Source organism: Bartonella sp. PS7NMGDW, from assembly GCF_042193585.1.
Lineage (GTDB): Bacteria > Pseudomonadota > Alphaproteobacteria > Rhizobiales > Rhizobiaceae > Bartonella > Bartonella grahamii.
In genome coordinates, this window is sequence record NZ_JBHILX010000006.1 from 104,803 (window position 1) to 123,949 (window position 19,147).

The 19,147-nt window shown below is 36.0% G+C and carries 14 protein-coding genes, 3 tRNA genes and 4 pseudogenes; 11 read left to right on the top strand and 10 right to left on the bottom strand.

What is annotated here, in order from left to right; all coding sequences use genetic code 11:
• Positions 1-199 precede the first annotated feature (199 nt).
• The gene (ilvC, locus tag ACFIKJ_RS04885; RefSeq protein ID WP_375627121.1) at positions 200-1,219 is read left to right on the top strand and encodes a ketol-acid reductoisomerase; all 1,020 of its coding nucleotides are present in this window, start codon (positions 200-202) and stop codon (positions 1,217-1,219) included.
• 114 nt (positions 1,220-1,333) lie between these two features.
• On the opposite strand, the gene ACFIKJ_RS04890 is transcribed toward ilvC, so the two are convergent.
• The 4 genes from ACFIKJ_RS04890 to ACFIKJ_RS04905 all read right to left on the bottom strand — a co-directional run bounded on the left by ACFIKJ_RS04890 (position 1,334) and on the right by ACFIKJ_RS04905 (position 6,673).
• Complete coding sequence (locus ACFIKJ_RS04890; RefSeq protein WP_375627123.1) at positions 1,334-2,725, bottom strand: amino acid permease; 1,392 nt, start codon at positions 2,723-2,725, stop codon at positions 1,334-1,336.
• Positions 2,726-3,444: 719 nt separating this feature from the next.
• Entirely contained in the window at positions 3,445-4,845 is a 1,401-nt protein-coding gene (locus ACFIKJ_RS04895; RefSeq protein WP_375627125.1) for an amino acid permease, read from the bottom strand.
• Positions 4,846-5,677: 832 nt separating this feature from the next.
• Positions 5,678-5,983 (bottom strand): hypothetical protein, encoded by a 306-nt coding sequence (locus ACFIKJ_RS04900; protein ID WP_375627127.1) that lies wholly within the window; start codon positions 5,981-5,983, stop codon positions 5,678-5,680.
• An 81-nt stretch (positions 5,984-6,064) separates the two neighbouring features.
• Positions 6,065-6,673: a fumarylacetoacetate hydrolase family protein gene (locus tag ACFIKJ_RS04905; protein ID WP_375627129.1), complete on the bottom strand. Its 609-nt coding sequence runs from the start codon at positions 6,671-6,673 to the stop codon at positions 6,065-6,067.
• A gap of 592 nt (positions 6,674-7,265) precedes the next feature.
• Here ACFIKJ_RS04905 and ACFIKJ_RS04910 point away from each other — a divergent pair.
• A pseudogene (locus tag ACFIKJ_RS04910) lies at positions 7,266-7,572 on the top strand (hypothetical protein); the annotation flags it as partial.
• On the opposite strand, the pseudogene ssb reads toward ACFIKJ_RS04910, so the two are convergent.
• Positions 7,506-7,978, bottom strand: a pseudogene (gene ssb / locus ACFIKJ_RS04915) (single-stranded DNA-binding protein). The pseudogenes ACFIKJ_RS04910 and ssb overlap by 67 nt on opposite strands.
• A gap of 266 nt (positions 7,979-8,244) precedes the next feature.
• Between ssb and ACFIKJ_RS04920 the strand changes: the two are divergent.
• The 3 genes from ACFIKJ_RS04920 to ACFIKJ_RS04930 all read left to right on the top strand — a co-directional run bounded on the left by ACFIKJ_RS04920 (position 8,245) and on the right by ACFIKJ_RS04930 (position 8,825).
• Positions 8,245-8,424 carry a hypothetical protein gene (locus ACFIKJ_RS04920; RefSeq protein WP_375626563.1) on the top strand — a complete coding sequence of 60 codons (180 nt, stop codon included), beginning with the start codon at positions 8,245-8,247 and terminating at the stop codon, positions 8,422-8,424.
• Between the two features lie 79 nt (positions 8,425-8,503).
• Entirely contained in the window at positions 8,504-8,701 is a 198-nt protein-coding gene (locus tag ACFIKJ_RS04925) for a type II toxin-antitoxin system HicB family antitoxin (RefSeq protein WP_375627132.1), read from the top strand.
• On the top strand, positions 8,664-8,825 hold the full coding sequence (locus ACFIKJ_RS04930; protein ID WP_375627134.1) for a hypothetical protein: 162 nt from the start codon (positions 8,664-8,666) through the stop codon (positions 8,823-8,825). The genes ACFIKJ_RS04925 and ACFIKJ_RS04930 overlap by 38 nt, the downstream gene beginning before the upstream one ends.
• Before the next feature lie 231 nt (positions 8,826-9,056).
• Here the strand turns inward: ACFIKJ_RS04930 and ACFIKJ_RS04935 are convergent.
• From ACFIKJ_RS04935 to ACFIKJ_RS04950, 4 genes and pseudogenes are all read right to left on the bottom strand, one after another.
• Positions 9,057-9,569, bottom strand: a pseudogene (locus tag ACFIKJ_RS04935) (hypothetical protein).
• 12 nt (positions 9,570-9,581) lie between these two features.
• Positions 9,582-9,902 (bottom strand): annotated as a pseudogene (locus ACFIKJ_RS04940) (hypothetical protein); the annotation flags it as partial.
• Positions 9,903-10,088: 186 nt separating this feature from the next.
• Positions 10,089-10,442: a hypothetical protein gene (locus ACFIKJ_RS04945; RefSeq protein ID WP_375626565.1), complete on the bottom strand. Its 354-nt coding sequence runs from the start codon at positions 10,440-10,442 to the stop codon at positions 10,089-10,091.
• A gap of 823 nt (positions 10,443-11,265) precedes the next feature.
• A tRNA-Leu gene (locus tag ACFIKJ_RS04950) sits at positions 11,266-11,351 on the bottom strand.
• A 147-nt stretch (positions 11,352-11,498) separates the two neighbouring features.
• Between ACFIKJ_RS04950 and ilvA the strand changes: the two genes are divergently transcribed.
• From ilvA to ACFIKJ_RS04965, 3 genes are all read left to right on the top strand, one after another.
• The gene (gene ilvA, locus ACFIKJ_RS04955) at positions 11,499-12,776 is read left to right on the top strand and encodes a threonine ammonia-lyase IlvA (protein WP_375670316.1); all 1,278 of its coding nucleotides are present in this window, start codon (positions 11,499-11,501) and stop codon (positions 12,774-12,776) included.
• A 35-nt stretch (positions 12,777-12,811) separates the two neighbouring features.
• Entirely contained in the window at positions 12,812-13,342 is a 531-nt protein-coding gene (locus ACFIKJ_RS04960) for a hypothetical protein (protein ID WP_375651854.1), read from the top strand.
• A gap of 291 nt (positions 13,343-13,633) precedes the next feature.
• Positions 13,634-15,016, top strand: a complete 1,383-nt coding sequence (locus ACFIKJ_RS04965; protein WP_375626569.1) for a DEAD/DEAH box helicase — start codon at positions 13,634-13,636, stop codon at positions 15,014-15,016.
• A gap of 1,340 nt (positions 15,017-16,356) precedes the next feature.
• Here the strand turns inward: ACFIKJ_RS04965 and ACFIKJ_RS04970 are convergent.
• Positions 16,357-16,431, bottom strand: a tRNA-Asn gene (locus ACFIKJ_RS04970).
• 184 nt (positions 16,432-16,615) lie between these two features.
• On the opposite strand from ACFIKJ_RS04970, the gene ACFIKJ_RS04975 reads away from it, so the two are divergent.
• From ACFIKJ_RS04975 to ACFIKJ_RS04985, 3 genes are all read left to right on the top strand, one after another.
• Positions 16,616-16,689, top strand: a tRNA-Cys gene (locus tag ACFIKJ_RS04975).
• A gap of 220 nt (positions 16,690-16,909) precedes the next feature.
• Entirely contained in the window at positions 16,910-17,584 is a 675-nt protein-coding gene (locus tag ACFIKJ_RS04980; protein ID WP_375627141.1) for a protein-L-isoaspartate O-methyltransferase, read from the top strand.
• Between the two features lie 153 nt (positions 17,585-17,737).
• Positions 17,738-18,943 (top strand): TolC family outer membrane protein, encoded by a 1,206-nt coding sequence (locus tag ACFIKJ_RS04985; protein ID WP_375626590.1) that lies wholly within the window; start codon positions 17,738-17,740, stop codon positions 18,941-18,943.
• Positions 18,944-19,147 lie beyond the last annotated feature (204 nt).

The following is a 19,147-nucleotide window of genomic DNA, read 5'->3' on the forward strand; positions in this document are numbered from 1 at the left end:
GATCTGTATATGTTTTGGGTATGTTTGGGGACTACAGTTTTTTTTATGCAATATGTAAACTTTAAAAATTATTCAATTGCTATGTTCTTATAAGCGGTGTTTTTTGTCTTTATAAGTGTGTGATGCACTGAAGATAATGTTTCTTATTTAATAAAAATAATCTGAAATCCAGTTTAAATAGAAAAAGAAGGAAGTTTTTATGCTTGTTTATTATGATCGTGATGCGGATGTTAATCTTATTAAAGGGAAAAAAGTAGCCATTGTTGGTTATGGTTCTCAAGGGCGTGCGCACGCTTTAAATTTGAAAGATTCCGGTGTAAAAAATGTGCAAATAGCTTTGCGTTCAGGGTCGGAAACAGTTAAGAAAGCTATGGCAGATGGTTTTGAAGTGGTGAGTGTTGCAGAAGCAGCAAAATGGGCAGATCTCATCATGATGGCAACACCAGATGAATTGCAAGCTGATATTTACAAAGAGCATATTCATGATCATTTACGTGATGGGGCAGTGATTGCTTTTGCGCATGGTTTGAGCATTCATTTTGGCTTGATTGAACCTAAAAAACACGTTGATATCGTGATGATTGCTCCTAAAGGTCCAGGGCATACAGTTCGTCATGAATACCAACGTGGTCGTGGTGTTCCTTGCTTAATAGCGGTGGCACAAGATGCTTCAGGGCATGCTCATGATGTAGCATTGTCTTATGCATGTGGTCTTGGTGGTGGACGTGCTGGGGTGATTGAAACAACATTTAAAGAAGAGTGCGAAACTGATCTTTTTGGTGAACAAGCGGTTCTCTGTGGAGGTCTTGTTGAACTGATTCGAGCAGGTTATGAAACATTAACACAAGCAGGTTATGCACCGGAAATGGCTTATTTCGAGTGTTTACATGAAGTTAAACTGATTGTTGATCTCATGTATGAAGGGGGCATTGCAAATATGAATTATTCGATTTCTAATACAGCTGAATGGGGCGAATATATGTCTGGTCCACGCGTAATTACGGATGAAACCAGAGCAGAAATGAAACGTATATTGAAAGATATCCAAACAGGTAAATTTACATCAAATTGGATTCAAGAATATAAAGCTGGTGCTGCTCATTTTAAAAGTATGCGGCGTTTAAATGATAATCACCCTATTGAAGAAGTTGGTAAAAAACTTCGTTCTATGATGCCTTGGATAAAATCTAACGCTTTGGTTGATAAAGAGCGTAATTGAAGCTTCTACAGAGATGTTTTGTCAATAGCTTTTATAATTTTATAGATAAATATCAAAAAAGGGTAGCTTTAGTTACCCTTTTTTATATGTTTTGTGCGACATAAGCTTTATTTTTTATTTTTTTGCATAATTCTTTTTTCCAAAAAGAAAGTATAGAATTCCTAGAAATATGAACCACGCTGGAGTGTATTTTAAAGCTATGGCAGTATCAGCTTCTAATGACAATAAATAAATAATGAATGCAAAGAAGATTAGAAGAGTCCAACACATAAAAATACCTCCAGGCATTTTATAAGGAGATACGGCATGTTGGAGAGGACGGTTGCGACGATAGACAATATAGCTGATTAAAATTATAGACCATACAAATATAAACAAAATTGCTGCGATTGTGGTTACAATTGTAAAAGCACTTATGATTGTTGGTGATAGCGATAAAACTGCATAACCTAATAAGATGCATAAGCAGGAAAAGAGTAATGCATTGGCTGGAACGCGGTTGCTAGAAAGTTTTCCTAAAAATTTAGGTGCTCCCTTTTGCGCTGCGAGACCGTATATCATGCGGCTGGTAGAAAAAATACCACTATTGGCTGAAGATGCGGCAGCTGTTAGAACAACAAAGTTCATCAAACCAGCAGCGGTTGGAATACCAATAAGTGCATACATCGTTACAAAAGGGCTTTTTTCTGGAATGATTTGATTCCAAGGAGTGACGGACATAATCACAATGAGAGAGAAAATATAAAAGAAAATAATACGGATTGGTATCGAATTGACAGCTTTGGGCAAAACTTCTTGTGGTTCTTTGACTTCAGCTGCAGCTGTTCCAGCGAGTTCAATGCCAACAAAAGCAAAAATAACAATTTGAAATCCGGCAAAAAATCCTGTAATGCCTCGAGGAAAGATATTTCCGCCGTTCCATATGTTGCCAAGGGAGGCAACGGTGCCGTTCGGGGAGATAAAGCCAGTAAAGATCATGTAAAATCCTACAATAATTAATACTAAAATTGCTAGGATTTTGATAAGGCCAAACCAAAATTCGAGTTCGCCAAATAGTTTTACGGCTACGAGGTTAAATATTAAAAAGGAAAGGATACCTATGAGAACAGGAATCCACGAATTGAGTTCAGGCCACCAAAAGTGCGTATAACTAACAATAGCAATAATTTCAGCAGTTCCGGTTACAATCCAGCACAACCAATATGTCCAGCCGATAAAAAATCCAACACTTGGACCAAGAAGATCGGTTGAAAAATCAATAAAAGATCGATATTGCGTATTAGAAAGCAGTAATTCTCCCATAGCACGCATTACGAAGTATATAGCGCAACCAATAATAGCATAAACTAATAAGATTGAAGGACCAGCGACGCTAATTGTTTTTCCTGATCCCATGAAGAGACCTGTTCCAATAGCTCCACCCAGGGCTATAAGTTGGATGTGGCGATTATCTAGCCCACGTTGCAATTTTTTCTTAGGTTTTTTTTCTAAATTTTGTTCATTCATTTTTGGGAAGTTCCCCTTAAGTTATTTTTAAATAAAAATTATCCTAAAAAAGGTAATCCCTTCTATCGGAACACACTATGGTTAAGGAGTAAAGGAATTTTTTTCTATGACTATATGTGAACAAAGAAAAACATTATGAATTAATGGAATAATTACTTTATAAATAATAACTAAAATATAAATTATATTATAATTTTTATGTTTTATACATATATTATAAATATTTATTATAAATAGAAAAATATTTTCATAGAATATATTTTATTGTAGATAGCTACTAAGATATATCCTGTTTAGAGCTGTATTTTTAATTTTGATAAAAAATTGAATATAAATTTTAGGGGGGCGGTTTTAGATAAAATCTCATGTTTTATTAGTAAACAATGTCAGTGAAGTTTATAGAGAATTCTTTACAGAATAGCGCGTTTCTTATCCTATAATGCAGTAAAATACTGTTGTTTAGGGTAGTGATATAAAGCATATAAAATTTTACACATTAAGTATTTTTAGAATGTAGGGGGGTATTTAGGGCGGGGTTAGCCCGTAGAGCCTTATGTAGGTGAACCATATAAAGTGGTTAGCAGCATCCCCCTGAACAAAGTTGGATTGTTTACAAACCCAGACTTGCGAGGAACTCTCGTCTTTTGATGTGTGAGGAGGAGGTTAAGTAGAAAAAGGGTAACTTTAGTTACCCTTTTTTGAGATGTTTTGTATAGATTTTATTTGTTCTTTGGAGCGATTTTTTTTCTTATAAATATAAAATACATTATACCTAAGAAAATAAACCAAAAGATACTGTATTTTAAAGCTGTTAGGGTATCATGTTCTAATGTCAACAAATAGAGCATGAAAGCAAAAAAAACTAACACGATTCCGCACATAATAACACCTCCCGGCATTTTGTAGACGGATTCAGCATGTAGATGAGGGTGATTGCGACGATACACAATATAGCTAATCAAAATGACGGACCATACGAATAAAAATGCAATCGCTGAAATGCTCGTCACAATTGTAAAAGCACTTATGATGCTTGGAGATGATGATGCAATTGTGTATCCTACTAAAATACATAGGCAGGAAAAGAACAGAGCATTGGCTGGAACATGGTATTTGGAAAGCTTCCCTAAAATTGGAGGAGCACCTTTTTGTGTTGCAAGCCCGTATATCATGCGGCTAGTCGAAAAAATACCACTATTTGCTGAAGAGGCAGCGGAGGTGAGAACAACAAAATTGACCAAACCAGCAGCTATTGGAATGCCTGCAAGCCAAAACATGGAGACAAAGGGACTTTTTTCTGGAACGATTTGATTCCAAGGTGTAACGGACATAATCACAGCTAGAGAAAGGATGTAAAAGAGTACAATACGCACTGGTATTGCATTAATTGCTTTAGGGAGAACTTTTTTAGGCTCTTTAACTTCAGCTGCCGTTGTTCCAGCAATTTCTATACCAACAAAAGAAAAAATGGCAATTTGAAATCCAGCAAAAAAACCTGTAATTCCTCGCGGGAAGATATTTCCATCGTTCCATACATGGTTAAGAGAGGCAACAGTACCATTTGGAGAGGTAAAGCCTGTAGCGATCATATAGAATCCAACAATAACTAATGCCAAAATTGCTACGACTTTGATAAGACCAAACCAGAATTCAAGTTCACCGAAAAATTTTACGGCAAGGAGGTTAAGGATTAAAAAGAAACCAATGCAAGCAAAAACAACAATCCATGGATTAAGTGTTGGCCACCAGAAATGCATATAGTTAATGATAGCAATAATATCTGCAGCTCCAGTTACAACCCAGCTTAACCAATAGTTCCAGCCCACAAAGAAAGCGACTCCCGGTCCTAGCATATCGGTTGAAAAATCAATAAGGGACCGGTATTGTGAATTAGAAAGCAATAATTCTCCCATAGCACGCATTACAAAGTATAGGGCACATCCAATAATCGCATAAACGAGTATGATGGAAGGTCCTGCCACACTAATTGTTTTTCCTGATCCCATGAAGAGACCTGTTCCAATAGCTCCACCGAGGGCTATAAGTTGTACGTGACGGTTATCCAAGCCACGTTGTAGTTTTATCTTAGGACCATCTTTTAAATTTTGTTTACAGTTCATTTTTTGGGGGTTCCCTTTAATTATTTTGAGGTTAAATTACACTAAAAAATGCATCATTCTGTATCGAAGCATGATATAAATGAGGTGTAAAGGAAAAAAACGTTTTTTATAATTTTGTGTGGATAAAGACAAGAATATGGTTTTGAAAAAAGAGGATGTTTTCCTCTTAAATAACGTAACAGATATTTGAATAGGGAGTTTTTAATTGTTATTATTCATAATGGTGAGAGTTTTAATTTTGGCTCAAATAGCGCTCAAAGGTTCTCATCTTAGTTTAAGAAACAGTTCTTAATGATAGAAATTTAAAATGATTTTTAAAATCACTTTTTTGTTTCATAAACGAAAAGAGGAATATCATAGCTTATTTTTTCTAAAGTGATGAATAAGGATTTTGTTTAGATAGTGATAACATTTTATAAAAGGTTGCGAGAAATTCACATCGTTTACACAAAAATCCTTGAGACTATGATAAAGAAATGCAGCGAATTCAGTTATACAAAGAAAAAAACTGGGGATTGTATAAGCTCTGTTAGAGGTTGAGCTATTCATCGTGAGAGACAGAATCAGGAAAAGATTGCTCTATTAGCTTTGCAATTTGTTATCAAAAGATAAAATTGTTCCTGTCGCTATATTAATCGCGCCTTTTATCCGCCGCTTTTTAAAGCGGAGCTGGCAAATGATATAAAAATGGTCGTTAAAGTAAACCATGCAAAGATGTTGAAAGAATGTATTGTGACAAGTTCAAAGCCTTTTTTAATTCCACCGCCAGAAGACAAAAATTTCGGGAAGTCCGTTATATAAAATATTGATACTTTGGGATTTAGTATTTGTGTCAAAAAACCGTCCATATAGCTGGTGAAAAGTTTTGTTTTACCAATAGCACTCTTTTCATTCGTTGATATTGTTTTGAATTTAAGCTGTGTTTTCCAGATTTAATCGATTTAAAGCCCATGTATAATAAAGTGCTGCCACCCATGAATTTTACTAAAAAAATAGTGTTTTGTTGTTGAGAATGAGCGCTGATACACTTAGGTATGGAAAATGTCTCATGCACATATGTTGCTGTACACAATCCTAAAACGTTTACAAATGCGTTCTTTCTTCCTAATCTCGTTGTCTTAGTGATGATAAGGGCCATATTCGGCCCCAGTAAGATGACTAAAATTAAGTGAGATGACTAAAAAAAATGAAACAATGAAAAAGGTCAGTATTTGATGATTCATTTTACCTTTAGCTCTGAAATTAATTGATCTTTGAGATATAATTCTATTCTGTCAAACTGAGAAAGTTTTCCTACACCCTGTGGAGTACCTGTGTATATGAGATCACCACGTCTTAGCTGAATGTAGTGACTCAAAAATGATATTATCTTCTCAAAGCTAAAGATCATATTTTGCGTATTGCCAACTTGTCTTGTTTCGCCATTCAGCTTCATTGCAAAGGTTATTGGGTTGTTTATTTTTTCCTTGTTTATGAAGTCAGAGACGTATGCGGCGCTTTTAAATCCTTTAGATAAAAGCCAAGGCAGCTTTTTTTCTTTCAGTTTTGTTTGCAAATCCCGCGCTGTGAGATCAAGACCTATTGCTATGGCATCATAGCATTCTTCTGCTTCTGCCTCCGTGACCATGAAAGCATCCTTTGAGATTTTGAGCACAATTTCAGTTTCAAAATGTATTTCTTTTGAAAAATCAGGGAGATAAATTTCATTGTCTAAAACGAGTGAACTGTTTGGCTTGCTAAAGATAACGGGTTCATCTTCAACAACATTGCCTAGTTCATGAACATGTTCAACATAATTGCGTCCAACACAGTAAATGTCATTTATCATAGGAGCCCTCCAAATTTTTTATTTTCTTTTTGTATAGGTAAGAGAGAACTTTGCAAACAACATTTTTTCTTATCTCGTGTTGTGCGTTTTCTGAACAAGAGGTATTGTGTGGGTTGATAACTAACCACGATGACAGTTCTTGGCATTATCTCTCTTTTGAAGAGTGCCCAATCTTACAGTCTTTAAGAGATAAGAAACACTGCTTTCATTTTGGTTGCTAATCGCGTGAAATTCCTTCAATACTTTAAAGGTGTTTTTGGTCGTCTACGCAGCGATCAGTAGGGTCTGAAAACCCTAAAGTTCGATCATAAAATGAGCCCACTCTGTGGGTGTCTCAGAATTCTGGGAGATTTTGCTATGTCCAAGTTCGATGAGCACTAAAAGCGAAAAAAGCTGATTCAAACTCAGTACTTTTAGGCTTCAGGAATATGAATGAGAGGGCGATCGCACCTGCACAAGCCCCCTTGTGTTTCTTTGCGGTATGTTCTGATACATAAGTTGGCAAGCGTCGTAAAACACAAGATGATGCTGTCGAGCTCGATGTCTCAGATCTCGCTCTACCAGCTACCAACTGATGCTCAAAAGCTTTGAGAAAAAGCAAGCCAATGAGATCAATGCCGTTGTGGCATCTATGGACGAAGAAGAGCTCTATGGAAAAGAGCTTTATTACCTATACATTCTCCAAAGCCGTTAAGAATGAACTTTTAGCTCCTTATAAGATTATTATTTGGGGTGTTGATGAAGAGGAAGTCAGTTAATCCATTCAACATCTGATAACAGATGAGAATTATAAACTTATTCTTGATGATAAAATCAAGATCATAGGCTGTCATCAAGCCTTTGCTAAAATAGATCTGAAGGTTGACTTGAGTGATGACCCAAATCTCATGCGTCGGGCTTTTGAAACGATAGCATAATTTTGAGAAGTAATGGGTGAAGGGGTAGGGGATGTCGATAAATCTTTCTTTGCATTAAGTAAATATAATTCGCCTTTAAATTGTGGTAAGATAATCTCTGTTGAGTAACGGTCATGCCCATTTTTATCTTACCATTTGCGTGTCTGTAATTTGCCTTCTACGTAAATCTTTGAACCTTTGTTTAGATATTGAAGTGCAATTTTTGCCAAATATGGATTAAAAATCACAACTGAATGCCATTCTGTTTTCTCTACTTTTTGATTGGTCTTTTATCTATATAGGTCTTAGAAGTTGCCATACGAAAATTGACTACCTCGGCTCTAGAATTCATTGTTTTGCTTTTGGTATTAGCAGCTAAATAGTCAATTAACATCACTTTATTTAGCATATTTGTAGCCCCATTAAATTAGCAATTTAATATGTAAAAATCTTAACATAATTCGTACTTTTTCAATCGTTTAAGTTTATTAATAATATTTTTAAAGTATTACATTACAATATTATTTGACAAATCATGCATCAAAAGACCATGTCACATAAATGGTACGGCTTTCTTGTTTCTGCTTTTAACTTTTCAGTAAATATCCTTTCATTAAGAGTCTGTATTAAACTTTTTTGTTCGATCTTCATTTTATGAAGAAATGGTGAGGCTAAATGAAACGAGAAGTGCTGCTTAGGGAATTACGTAAAGAAGCCAGAAAAAGAGGCATTCATTACAGTAAAGCTCCTGATGCAGGCAAAGGGTCACATTATTTGGTAACTTTTGGAGACAAGACAACCGTTATAAAATCTGATGACTTGACTCCACTTTATGTGAAAATAATAAAAAAGTAGTTGGGGGTATGAGCTGTTTTCTCAAAGGCTTAAATTTTTTGTTTCAAAAGTATTTTGATTATGACGAGGAGACATAAACATGGAATATACTTATCAAGCAAAACTGGAATCTGATTCAGATGGTAGTTTTATTGTAACCTTTCCAGGTGTACCAGAAGCAATAACAGCTGGAGAAAATAGAACTGAGGCATTAGAGAATGCTGTTGAATCTTTAGGGTTAGCATTACGGAGCTTGTCCTATGCGTGGTCTGCCTTTACCAATGCCACAACAGTATAAAGACCTTGTAGAGGTTAGGGTAGATGCGTGGAATGCTCTTAAACTTGCAGTAGTAGAAGCCTTTAATGAAGCGAATATCACAAAAACAGAATTGGCAATTGTTTGGGTAAAGACGCATTCTTGATCTAAATTATCCAACTAAGCTTCAAACACTAGAGAAAGCACTGAGTCTTCTTGGCAAGCAAGTCATTATTACAATCAAAGATGCAGCTTGAACTTTCTCTTCACCTAGAAAATTAGTCTCTGAAGCTAAGCAGCCCCCGATAGTTTTTTATCTCCTTGTTGATTTTATCTATGAACGTTGAGAAGAGACAACGCCATTTAATCTGAACAGTTTTATAAAATCGGAATTTTACTATGGCTTTTTAATGGAGCACTGTAGTGTGTAAATAGATATATTTATTAAACTGCGTGTACGTAACATAAGAAATAATACACAGACTAAAAGAGAATACCAAACAGCAATATCTGAGTATTAAAAAAGTACAGTATCCAATGAAAATAAAACTTGTACTCCACGTACTTAGAAATGACAGGTAAAGAAACCATTTCTTTATAACTACTTGGGAAAATTAAAACGACAAGCGCTAAACTTATTAGCTTTAAGAGTCTGTGCATGTACTGTTGTAAATCACGTGTTAATGTCTTCCAACCTGTTGTATTGCCGCATTTGTATTTTGGGTTGCTCTGTAATTCAGAAGGAATATTAGAATTGCATAAAATTGCAAAAACCGTTGTGACTATTACCAAAGAAACAAACGCAAATGTCAAAATATTCTGAATAAAGTCAATTTTTATTCCTGAAAAACATAAAAAATATAAAAGTTATAATACCAAACAAGGCTCTTAGCTGCTTATCTGTAAACATATTAATTTCCTGCGGTTTTCGATAATTTTTGATCTCTCTGTTGATCTCGTCTATAAGAGGTTTGTAATTGAGAACGCTTTTCGGAATAGACCACCATAAGCTCATGCTTTTACTTGCGCTTTGGTACTAAATCCGCATTACTTAGGTGCTTTGTAATACTGATCAGTATCAAATTTTTCACACTCTCTTGTACCGTCTTCATATTCGTAGAGGTTGTAAAAATACTCCTCTGCTCCGTTTCCTCCATGGTGCATATCCCACCGCCGTTGCAACAAACCTCTTTCGCATGGGCTGTTTACGGTTTTTTAAGAACAGATGTTTTAAAATGGATATGCTTTAATTCTAATTTTACAAATTTGTCTATTTGCCTCAAATTTGACCGTACAGAGCGTTTTATATTATAAATTTTTTATCATAAAATCTTGAATCGCTTTGTACGGTGCTTTTATGTCGATTTAAACGCACATCTAATCACAAAACGATCAGCATTTTTACTAGTTTGCTAACCTGCAATGTTTTTCATTGTTCCTCCAAGATCATTAAAATCCCTTCAAGCTTTTGCTTTTCAACCAACGTGAGTGGTCTTGAATTCTCTCTCATTGCCTTTTCTTTCAGATTTTTTTCACGGGTGTTCAAAACAGCCTTGCGTACAAGATTGGCTTTCGCCCAAAGATTGTTTTCTAAGTGATCTTGTAGCGCATGTCCTTTTGCACATGCCGCGTTAATCATTTCTCCTTTTGAGGCATTGCTTTCAAAACGATAGGATTCAAAATTGACAGTGCCACTCGTTATATTGCTGTCTACACGAGAAATTGTCCAGCCTGTCTTGGTATCTAGATCAAGGCAGAGAATGGTTTGTGTATTGATGATCATGTTCCCCCCATTAAGGCTGTTGCGTAATTTATATGTGAGCTATGACAGAGCGTGTTGTGATTGCCTGTCTTGAAAAATGTTTGTGAGAAAATACTTAAAACTACTTTTTGGCCAAATTTTTAACTGCCATTCAAGGAAAAATAAGCTTGGAAGCAGTTAATCTTCGAATTGATTCTTCTTGTTTTTGATTTATATCTTTTTGTGCATGTACTATTTCAGCTTCTTTATCTATTATTTTGTCTTTTTCATCTATCTCTTTTCTGAGCCTTTGCGTTGTTTTCAGGAGTCATGAAGAGTATAAGCCAACCCCACATTAGCAATAAAATAAATAACAACTGCTATTACTAAACTCAGATCTATCTCCATTCTATACCTCACTTACTTTTCTTCGTATTATCTTACTCCTGTTAAGAGCGTGAATGATGCTGCTGGTGTTGGAGAAATCTTAGGATTATTGATGAGGCGTTTGTTAGATGCAAATGACCTTGAAGAAGAGTTTAAGCATTACAAATCAGTTACAACAGAAGCTAAGCGAATTTTATCGAGCCCTGTTGTGAAAGCTGCTTAACGTTAAAAACATGACTCATTTCCTCATCCTTAAGGATGAGAAAATCAAGATTGACTGCCTCTCCACCCTAAAAGATGAGGAGGAGTTCAAAGTGCTAAAAAGGTACTTCAAAAAGCAGCAATGATTCGTATTTTAGCATCATCGTGGTGCCGTCTGATAGCGTTATAATGGCGTTGCGAAAGGTGGTTGAGAGGGTGGTTTGATTTTTATTGATTTTTAATAAATCATTGGGAAATAAGGGAAATTAAAGTATTCTGGTGCGGACGGCGGGACTTGAACCCGCAAGGTCTTCGACCGGCAGATTTTAAGTCTGCTATGTTTACCGTTTTCATCACGTCCGCGATGAGAGTTCTCTCATAAGCTATATCTTTTATTGAATCAAGAATTAATGACAAAAGAAACATTTTTCATTTTTTTAGTGAAATTTTGACTGACAATAGTTTTCTTTATCGCTAGAAAAAGCTTTTATAATGTAAATAAAGCATGAAATGATTAGTGTTATGAGTCAATTTATTCAAGACGTCACAAAAGCTATGGTGGGATTGCATCACGTGTTTGCTGAAACACCACTTCAAAGAAATGATTTTCTTAGTCAAAAGTATGATGCAGAAATTTATTTAAAGCGTGAAGATTTAACACCGGTGCGGTCTTATAAGATTCGGGGTGCTTTCAATTTTGTTTCAGAAATGCTTAGCAGTCTACCACCAGATTCTGCATTTGTTTGTGCTTCAGCGGGGAATCACGCGCAAGGGGTTTCTTTTGTTTGTCGTTATTTTAAACGTAAAGGCATGATTTTTATGCCTATAACAACGCCACAACAAAAAATTGAGAAAACACGTATTTTTGGTAAAGAATTCATTGATATTCGTTTAATTGGTGAAACATTTGATCAATGTTATGAAGCTGCGCAATCCTTTGTTGTGGAGAGCGGTGGTGTAATGGCTCCACCTTTTGATGATATTCGCATTATTACGGGGCAGGCAACAGTGCTCTGTGAAGCTGCTTTACAATGGAAAAAACTCAATGGAGAAAGTGAGCCAGATTTAATGATTGTGCCGGTAGGGGGGGGTGGTTTGGCAAGTGGAGTGAGCAAGTTTTTACATGAATATGGTTGGAAAACAAAGCTTCGTTTTGTTGAGCCGCAAAGAGCTGCAAGTTTGCTTGCTTGTTTGGAGAGTGGAAAACGCGTCAAGCTTGAAAATATTGACACTTTTGTAGATGGTGCTGCTGTGGCTGAAATTGGTGCGCTAAACTATACAATTCTAAAGAATTTTTCCCCTGATTCTGTCATTACGGTTCCTGAAAATCGTGTTTGTTCTACGATGGTTGAAATGCTTAATGTTGAAGGTGTGGTCCTTGAACCGGCTGGTGCTTTATCGATTGACGCGCTTAACAGTATTCCTCCTCAAGAGTTAAAGGGGAAAAAAATTCTTCTCGTTATTTCAGGAGGTAATTTTGATTTTGAGCGTTTACCAGAAATTAAAGAGCGTTCTTTACGTTTCCAAGGGTTGAGAAAATATTTTATTTTTAGTTTTCCGCAACATCCTGGTGCATTGCGTCATTTTCTTTCCACATTATCACCAGATGATGATATCGTACGTTTTGAATATCTTAAAAAATCAGCGAGAAACTTTGGTTCTGTATTGGTTGCGATTGAAACAAAAAAATACGGTAATTTTTGTCTTTTAGAGGAAAAATTTCAAGCGTTAGGTTGGCGTTATCGTGATATTACTGATGATCAAACATTATTTGATTTCGTTATTTGAGAAACTGAAATTTTACTAAAACAAGAAGCATAATGATGAAACCTATTTTTTATTTGCTGCTGAGTCTATTTTTCTTTTTGATTGTTAATCAACAGAGTTTAGCATCTCAGCCCACAATAATACAAAAAGCTGAACTTTCAAAAGTTGTTGTTGATGTCAATAATGCTATAAAAAACAGGGATTTTGCGCCTATTTCTCATTATATGCCTGAGCGACTTTATAAAGAGATGGCACATCGATTGAATACAACAGAGAGTGCTTTACGTAGTGATTTTCTTCAACAGTTGCATAGGAAATTTGAGGATTTGCCTTCTGGTTCTTATTATTTAGATAAAGAAAATATAGAGTATTTACAAACTGATAACGGGACTTTGTATGCTTTAATTCCAACAGTTCTTGAGATGAAGGATCGCATCATTCGATATAAAACTTTGGCGATTTTTGATAAAACCCAATGGTATTTAATTTATGGCGGTCAAAAAACTTTACAAAATCCAGTTTTTCTCGAGATTTATCCTGATTTTATCAAGGTACATTTACCGATGGACACAATCATTAAAAAGTAAACGATCTAAATATTGTTTTTTATTCATGATAAATGTATTTCGTAAAGTTCTTGCTTTTTTATCATAATCCAGGGATAATGGGGGTGAAGGCATTTAGGCTGGTTTGTTGGCTTTTTCTAAAGTGAAGTTTATACGCCTTTATCTTGATTTCAAGGTGCTCATGAGCTGCGCAGGCCGCTTTTAAAGCGTTGCTTCATTTAAAATGTCAGGGATTTCTCTTGCGCGGATTCTTGAGTGGAGAGTTCAGTTGGTTACTTGTTTTGAGTTCTTCAGCTGAGGAAAGATTGTATTTTGCCTATAAAAGAAGAAAATGTTTTTACAAAGTTAGGTTTGCCTACTCTTTTGATTAAAAATTTACTCATTGCTGGGATGAGTAAACCTAAACCTATACAAGAACAAGCTATTCCAGTAATGTTGAAAGGACACGATATTTTAGGTGTTGCTCAGACAGGTTCTGGAAAAACCTTGGCTTTTGGTTTACCTATTTTAAGTCAGATTTTGGCTTTGGGTGATAAACGCTGTCCTAAAACTGCACGCGCTTTGATTTTAGCTCCAACGCGTGAACTTGCTGTCCAGATTGATGAAACGATTCGCACTGTGGCGAAGGGAGCTCATCTTTCAACATGTCTTATTTTTGGGGGCGTATCACGTTTAAAACAAATTAAACGTATGGAAGCAGGTGTGGATGTTTTGATAGCGACTCCAGGGCGTTTGAGAGATCTTGTTGGTGAAAAGTGTGTTGATCTTTCCCAATCTCGTTTTTTGATTTTGGATGAAGCAGATCGTATGTTGGACATGGGGTTTATTCATGATGTCAAGCAAATTGCAAAGCTTTTGCATCAAGAGCGTCAGACAGCACTCTTTTCTGCAACAATGCCGAGGGAAATTGCTGTGCTTGCAAAATGTTTACTCAATGATCCTGTTAAAATTGAAGTTGTTCCTCAAGGTACTACGGCTGTAGAGATTTGCCAAAAATTATATTGTGTTCCTACGAATGAAAAAAAGAATGTTTTAAGTAAACTTTTGACAAATCCAGCTTTTAATTCGGTTATTGTTTTTACCCGAACTAAACATGGGGCTGATTCTGTTACACGTAGTTTGGCAAAGATAGGGTATTCAGTCGCAACAATTCATGGGAATAAATCACAAGGTGCTCGCCAGTCTGCTTTAAAAGCTTTTCGTGAAAGATCTGTGCGGATCCTTGTGGCAACAGATATTGCTGCACGCGGTATTGATATACCAGGGATAAGCCACGTTATTAATTATGACTTACCAGATGAAGCTGAAAGTTATGTACATCGTATTGGTCGTACAGGACGTAATGGTGCATCTGGCGAAGCACTTACACTTTTTGATGAGAAGATAGAAAGGGAACGGTTGCGTGCTATAGAGCGCTTGATTCGTATGAAATTGGCGGTTGAGTCAGTTCCAGAACAATTTGCAGTGTTTCCAGAAAAGCCAATTTTGCCAGAAAGTAGAGAAAAAGAAAACGATAAGGAACGCCGTTTTAAAAAATCTAAACGTCAAAAACAGTTTTTAGGTCGAAAAGATGATGCCGCACAGTTGCAGCGAAAGAATTCTTCATCTCCAAATGAGAGGCATAAAAAAGCAAAAGCGGTGGCAAAGCGTGCAAAGCCTTTTCGTTTTCGAAAATCAGTTAAGAAGGCTGCCTAGATAAAGTCTTGAAAAAAGATTATGTACTGGAGATTTTTTACTTTTGTTGATTTATTCTCAATTGAAAAGAGGTATAAAATACTCTTGCCAAAATAAGAAGGTCTTTTAGAGGTTTTCATTTCTAAAAAATGAAAACCTCTAAGTGTTTGGATTATTTAAAAATCTTTTAAAAAGAAATTATTATTGTAGAGGCGATTATTTATTTTCTTTATTTCCATTTTTAAAATGGGAATGAAAATAGATTTTATTTATATAAAATTATTTTTTAAAAGATGTATTTTATCTTTAATGATAACTTTTAATTTTAAAAATTGATTTCTAATAATAAGCCATTGTTTTATATATAAATAATTCATTATATCGTAAAAATTTTTCATTTTTAAGCTATTTATGTGGATCAATCAAAAGTATTCATTTGCACGTTATATGTGAAATTATCGTATAGATAAACATTTGAGAAATAAATAAAATGATACTTATAAACTCTTTCAAAGGCGAGGGGTATTGCTAAGATTGAGAGTTGGAAAATAGTATGATGGTATGGCTTTTATTATAAATAAAGATGGGATGATTAATCGATTTCATTTTATATCATTTGCGGGAGTTATTGTGAAATGGGCTTGGGGGAAATTTAAGAGATATCTCTTTAGAAAAGCGTGTGACTGCATAATACAATAGCAAGAATGTCATGATTTCTGAAGGCTTTCTCAGGATTCTTAACAATTTAAAGCCGATAAGACTTTATGTATTAAATGTTTTATGACAGTGGGATGAAATATCCAGGGCAAGGTTGTTTGTAAAGCGTTGAAGTGGTTAGCAGGAGGAACAACCTGTTAGATAAGACGCCGGAATGTTTACAGACTTGTTTGATGTTTTTTGCTTTTAGGATGGGGAGGAGGTTATGTGGGATATATGGAGATAATATATTCCCTGATTCTTGTTTCTTCCATTTTTCAAAATGATTGCTTCATGAGCAGGTTTTTAAGTTTAATTGCTTTATGGAGTACAAATCATTTTTCCTTGGACAAAAAATTATATGAGATTTTTTTCATTGCTGATGGCGCTTAATAATTCCTTCTCGTGAAAGAAGCCCTATTTTATAATGTGCAAATAATTGCAGCGCTCTCTGATAAAGGCGCGGTAGTTTGAAAAAAGTAATCTTATTTGTGCTATTTTAAAATGAATCAATGGTTTTTTGCGTTCATTGAAAAAAATACATCCCGTAGGATATTGCGTTTCTACTTTATTGTAAAAACCTTATTCCATAGCTTTTATTAACGAATCCCTCATTGTAAAAAACATACGGAAAATCAATAAGTTATTTGTGATAGAAAAGAATGTGGCTCCCCGGGCCGGATTCGAACCAGCGACCAACCGGTTAACAGCCGGTTGCTCTACCGCTGAGCTACCGGGGAATGGTGCCCAATCATTTAGTTGAAAAGGCTATAGCAAAGCAATACTGATTTGCAAAGGATAAAATTACTTTTTTTAAAAAAATATGATAAATTGTGTAATAAGAGGAAAAAAGGCGAGAGAAGATTTCTACACCTTGACGGATGCGTTGCCTTCCCTTATTGAAACCTTTATGTTTGTTGACGAGGCCTCGTGGCGGAATGGTTACGCAGAGGACTGCAAATCCTTGTATCCCGGTTCGATTCCGGGCGAGGCCTCCAGCCGATTTTAAACGAAACGGCTTTTAGGGGAGATGAGGTATAGGAAAATAGATTATTTCCCTCTATAGTTGTGAAGACATTTTTTTATGAGAGATCATACAGTTAAAATCTAATTGTTGACTGGAGCACCCTTTTTCGTAACGCTCATAGTTTAAGAGATCTTCGTCCATCTTTGTCGCTGTTTTGTTTGTTTTTTGTAGGTTAGGAGAAAATATTCGTTATGGTTGCAGATTTTGCTGAGCTTCGTCGCAAAATGGTTGACAATCAAATTCGTACAGTTGATGTAACGGATTTATCAGTTCTTGAAGCGTTTTTAACGGTATCTCGTGAAGATTTTGTATCGGAAGATATGAAAGTATTAAGTTATCTTGATACCGACATTGTTCTATGTCCAGTACAAGATGGGATTCCTGCACGCTATTTGATGAAACCTGCATCTCTAGCGAAATTACTACAGCTTGCCGCTGTAAAATCATCAGATGTTGTTTTAGATATTGGTGCAAATAGTGGTTATTGTGCAGCGTTGCTTGCAAAACTTGCAGGGTCTGTGATTGCGTTGGAAAGTAATAAATCTCTTTTTGAACGTGCTCTTGAAGCTTTAGAACGTAATCAATGTGATAATGTGGTTGTCGTTCATGGTCCATTAGAGCAAGGATATGCCGTTGAGGGACCTTATGATGTGATTTTCATTGAGGGATCTGTTGATTTTATTCCACAAGGTATCTTTGATCAAATGAAAGACTGTGGACGTCTTGTTGTGGTTGAAGGGTACGGAAATGCTGCTGTTGCACAAATCTATATAAAAGAAGATGGGATCATTTCGGCACGTCGTGCTTTTAACCTCGCTGTAAAGCCTCTTCCTTGCTTTTTAAAAACACCTGGTTTTGTGTTTTAGTGCTTGTTTGTTTTGTGAATAAAAGATAATTTCGTAATTTATTTGGGGTTTGTTATTGTGTGTATTGTGTTTAGAGTAAACAAAAAGTTTCAGGTGTCTTTATTACTGGGGTTGAGTATTTTACTATCAGATACTGTTTGTGCTGAAACATTGATGGATGCCTTTTCTAAGGCTTATAAGCATAATGCTAAGTTGAATAGTGAACGTGCAGCTGTCCGTATATCCAGTGATGATGTTGTCATTGCGCGATCAGGGTTATTGCCACAAGTTGAGGGGGTTGGGAACTATGGTCGGAATAAGTCTTTTACAGGTCCTTATGTCACTTCTGGATCTATAGGCGTGAGATTAAATCAAAGATTATTTGATGGTTTTATCACGCAAAATATCTTTTCTTCAGCTCAAATTAAGTTGCAGGCTCAGCGTGAATATCTTCGTAATGTTGAACAAAATACGTTTCTGGAGACAGTGACCGCTTATGCTAATGTCTATCACGCACGTCGTGTTGCCGATCTTCGGAGAGAAAATTTGGCAGCTCTTGAAGAACAAGTTCGTTCCAATAAAGCAAAATTTGATGTGGGTGAAGGAGGGCATGTTGATCTTGCTCAAGCTCAAGCTGCACGTTCTGTGGCTGTTTCAGAGCTGAGTCTTGCTCGTGCTGATGTAAAAGCAGCAGAGGCAGTGTATCGACAAGTTATTGGTTCTGATCCTGAAAAGTTAAAACGCCCACCCGTAGCCAAAGATTTTCCCGTCAACCTTGATATGGCTTACCAAATGAGCGTTGTGATGCATCCAGCAATCCTTTATGCTAAATATTTAGTCGATGCAAGTGTTTACAATGTAAAGGCGAAAGAAGGAGCATTGCTCCCTAAAGTTGATTTTTCTGCAACAGCATCTTATAATCGAATCTACAGCGGTGCTGGAGAGGATGGAGTTTCTAAATCAATAGGATTGTCAGTAAGTGTCCCAATCTTTGAAGGAGGGCGTACGTCTGCGCAAATTCGTCAATCAAGGGAACAGCTTGGACAGGCGCAGCTTCAACTCGATTTGGCGCATAGTAATACTAGGCAAGTACTTACTTCTGCTTGGTTTCAGTTGGAGGGCGCACGCTCATCTGTTCTTGCTTACCGTGAAAGTGTTCGTGCTGCTGAAATTGCTCTGAAAGGCCGTGTTCAAGAAAATCGCGTAGGGCAAGCAACGACGCTGGATGTTTTAAATTCTCGTACTCAATTGATTAATGCTCAGATTGCGCTTGCAATGGCGGAGCGTAATGCTGTTGTGGCAAGCTATAGTGTTCAATCTTCTATTGGTAGATTGACTGCAAATTATTTAGGTTTAAAAACAATTAAATATATCCGATAATGCATAAAAGTATTTCTTTAATCTTAAATTATTTTAGTTTTTAAAAGTTGGTAAATCAATAGTTGAGTATGTTTAAAAATAGAACGGTGAGATGTTATTTTTATAAGTGTAGAAAATTGTGTGTAGCGCCCTCTTTATGACAAGCATATTTGAAAATATCGCGGGAGGCATGTTGATCTTATGATTCTTTTGCATACACTGAAA

Excerpts from the sequence above, each read along its gene's own strand:
- ilvC (WP_375627121.1), top strand. The coding sequence starts at position 200 with ATGCTTGTTTATTATGATCGTGATGCGGATGTTAATCTTATTAAAGGG.
- ACFIKJ_RS04890 (WP_375627123.1), bottom strand. The coding sequence starts at position 2,725 with ATGAATGAACAAAATTTAGAAAAAAAACCTAAGAAAAAATTGCAACGT.
- ACFIKJ_RS04895 (WP_375627125.1), bottom strand. The coding sequence starts at position 4,845 with ATGAACTGTAAACAAAATTTAAAAGATGGTCCTAAGATAAAACTACAA.
- ACFIKJ_RS04900 (WP_375627127.1), bottom strand. The coding sequence starts at position 5,983 with ATGGCCCTTATCATCACTAAGACAACGAGATTAGGAAGAAAGAACGCA.
- ACFIKJ_RS04905 (WP_375627129.1), bottom strand. The coding sequence starts at position 6,673 with ATGATAAATGACATTTACTGTGTTGGACGCAATTATGTTGAACATGTT.
- ACFIKJ_RS04920 (WP_375626563.1), top strand. The coding sequence starts at position 8,245 with ATGAAACGAGAAGTGCTGCTTAGGGAATTACGTAAAGAAGCCAGAAAA.
- ACFIKJ_RS04925 (WP_375627132.1), top strand. The coding sequence starts at position 8,504 with ATGGAATATACTTATCAAGCAAAACTGGAATCTGATTCAGATGGTAGT.
- ACFIKJ_RS04930 (WP_375627134.1), top strand. The coding sequence starts at position 8,664 with ATGCGTGGTCTGCCTTTACCAATGCCACAACAGTATAAAGACCTTGTA.
- ACFIKJ_RS04945 (WP_375626565.1), bottom strand. The coding sequence starts at position 10,442 with ATGATCATCAATACACAAACCATTCTCTGCCTTGATCTAGATACCAAG.
- ilvA (WP_375670316.1), top strand. The coding sequence starts at position 11,499 with ATGATTAGTGTTATGAGTCAATTTATTCAAGACGTCACAAAAGCTATG.
- ACFIKJ_RS04960 (WP_375651854.1), top strand. The coding sequence starts at position 12,812 with ATGAAACCTATTTTTTATTTGCTGCTGAGTCTATTTTTCTTTTTGATT.
- ACFIKJ_RS04980 (WP_375627141.1), top strand. The coding sequence starts at position 16,910 with ATGGTTGCAGATTTTGCTGAGCTTCGTCGCAAAATGGTTGACAATCAA.
- ACFIKJ_RS04985 (WP_375626590.1), top strand. The coding sequence starts at position 17,738 with ATGGATGCCTTTTCTAAGGCTTATAAGCATAATGCTAAGTTGAATAGT.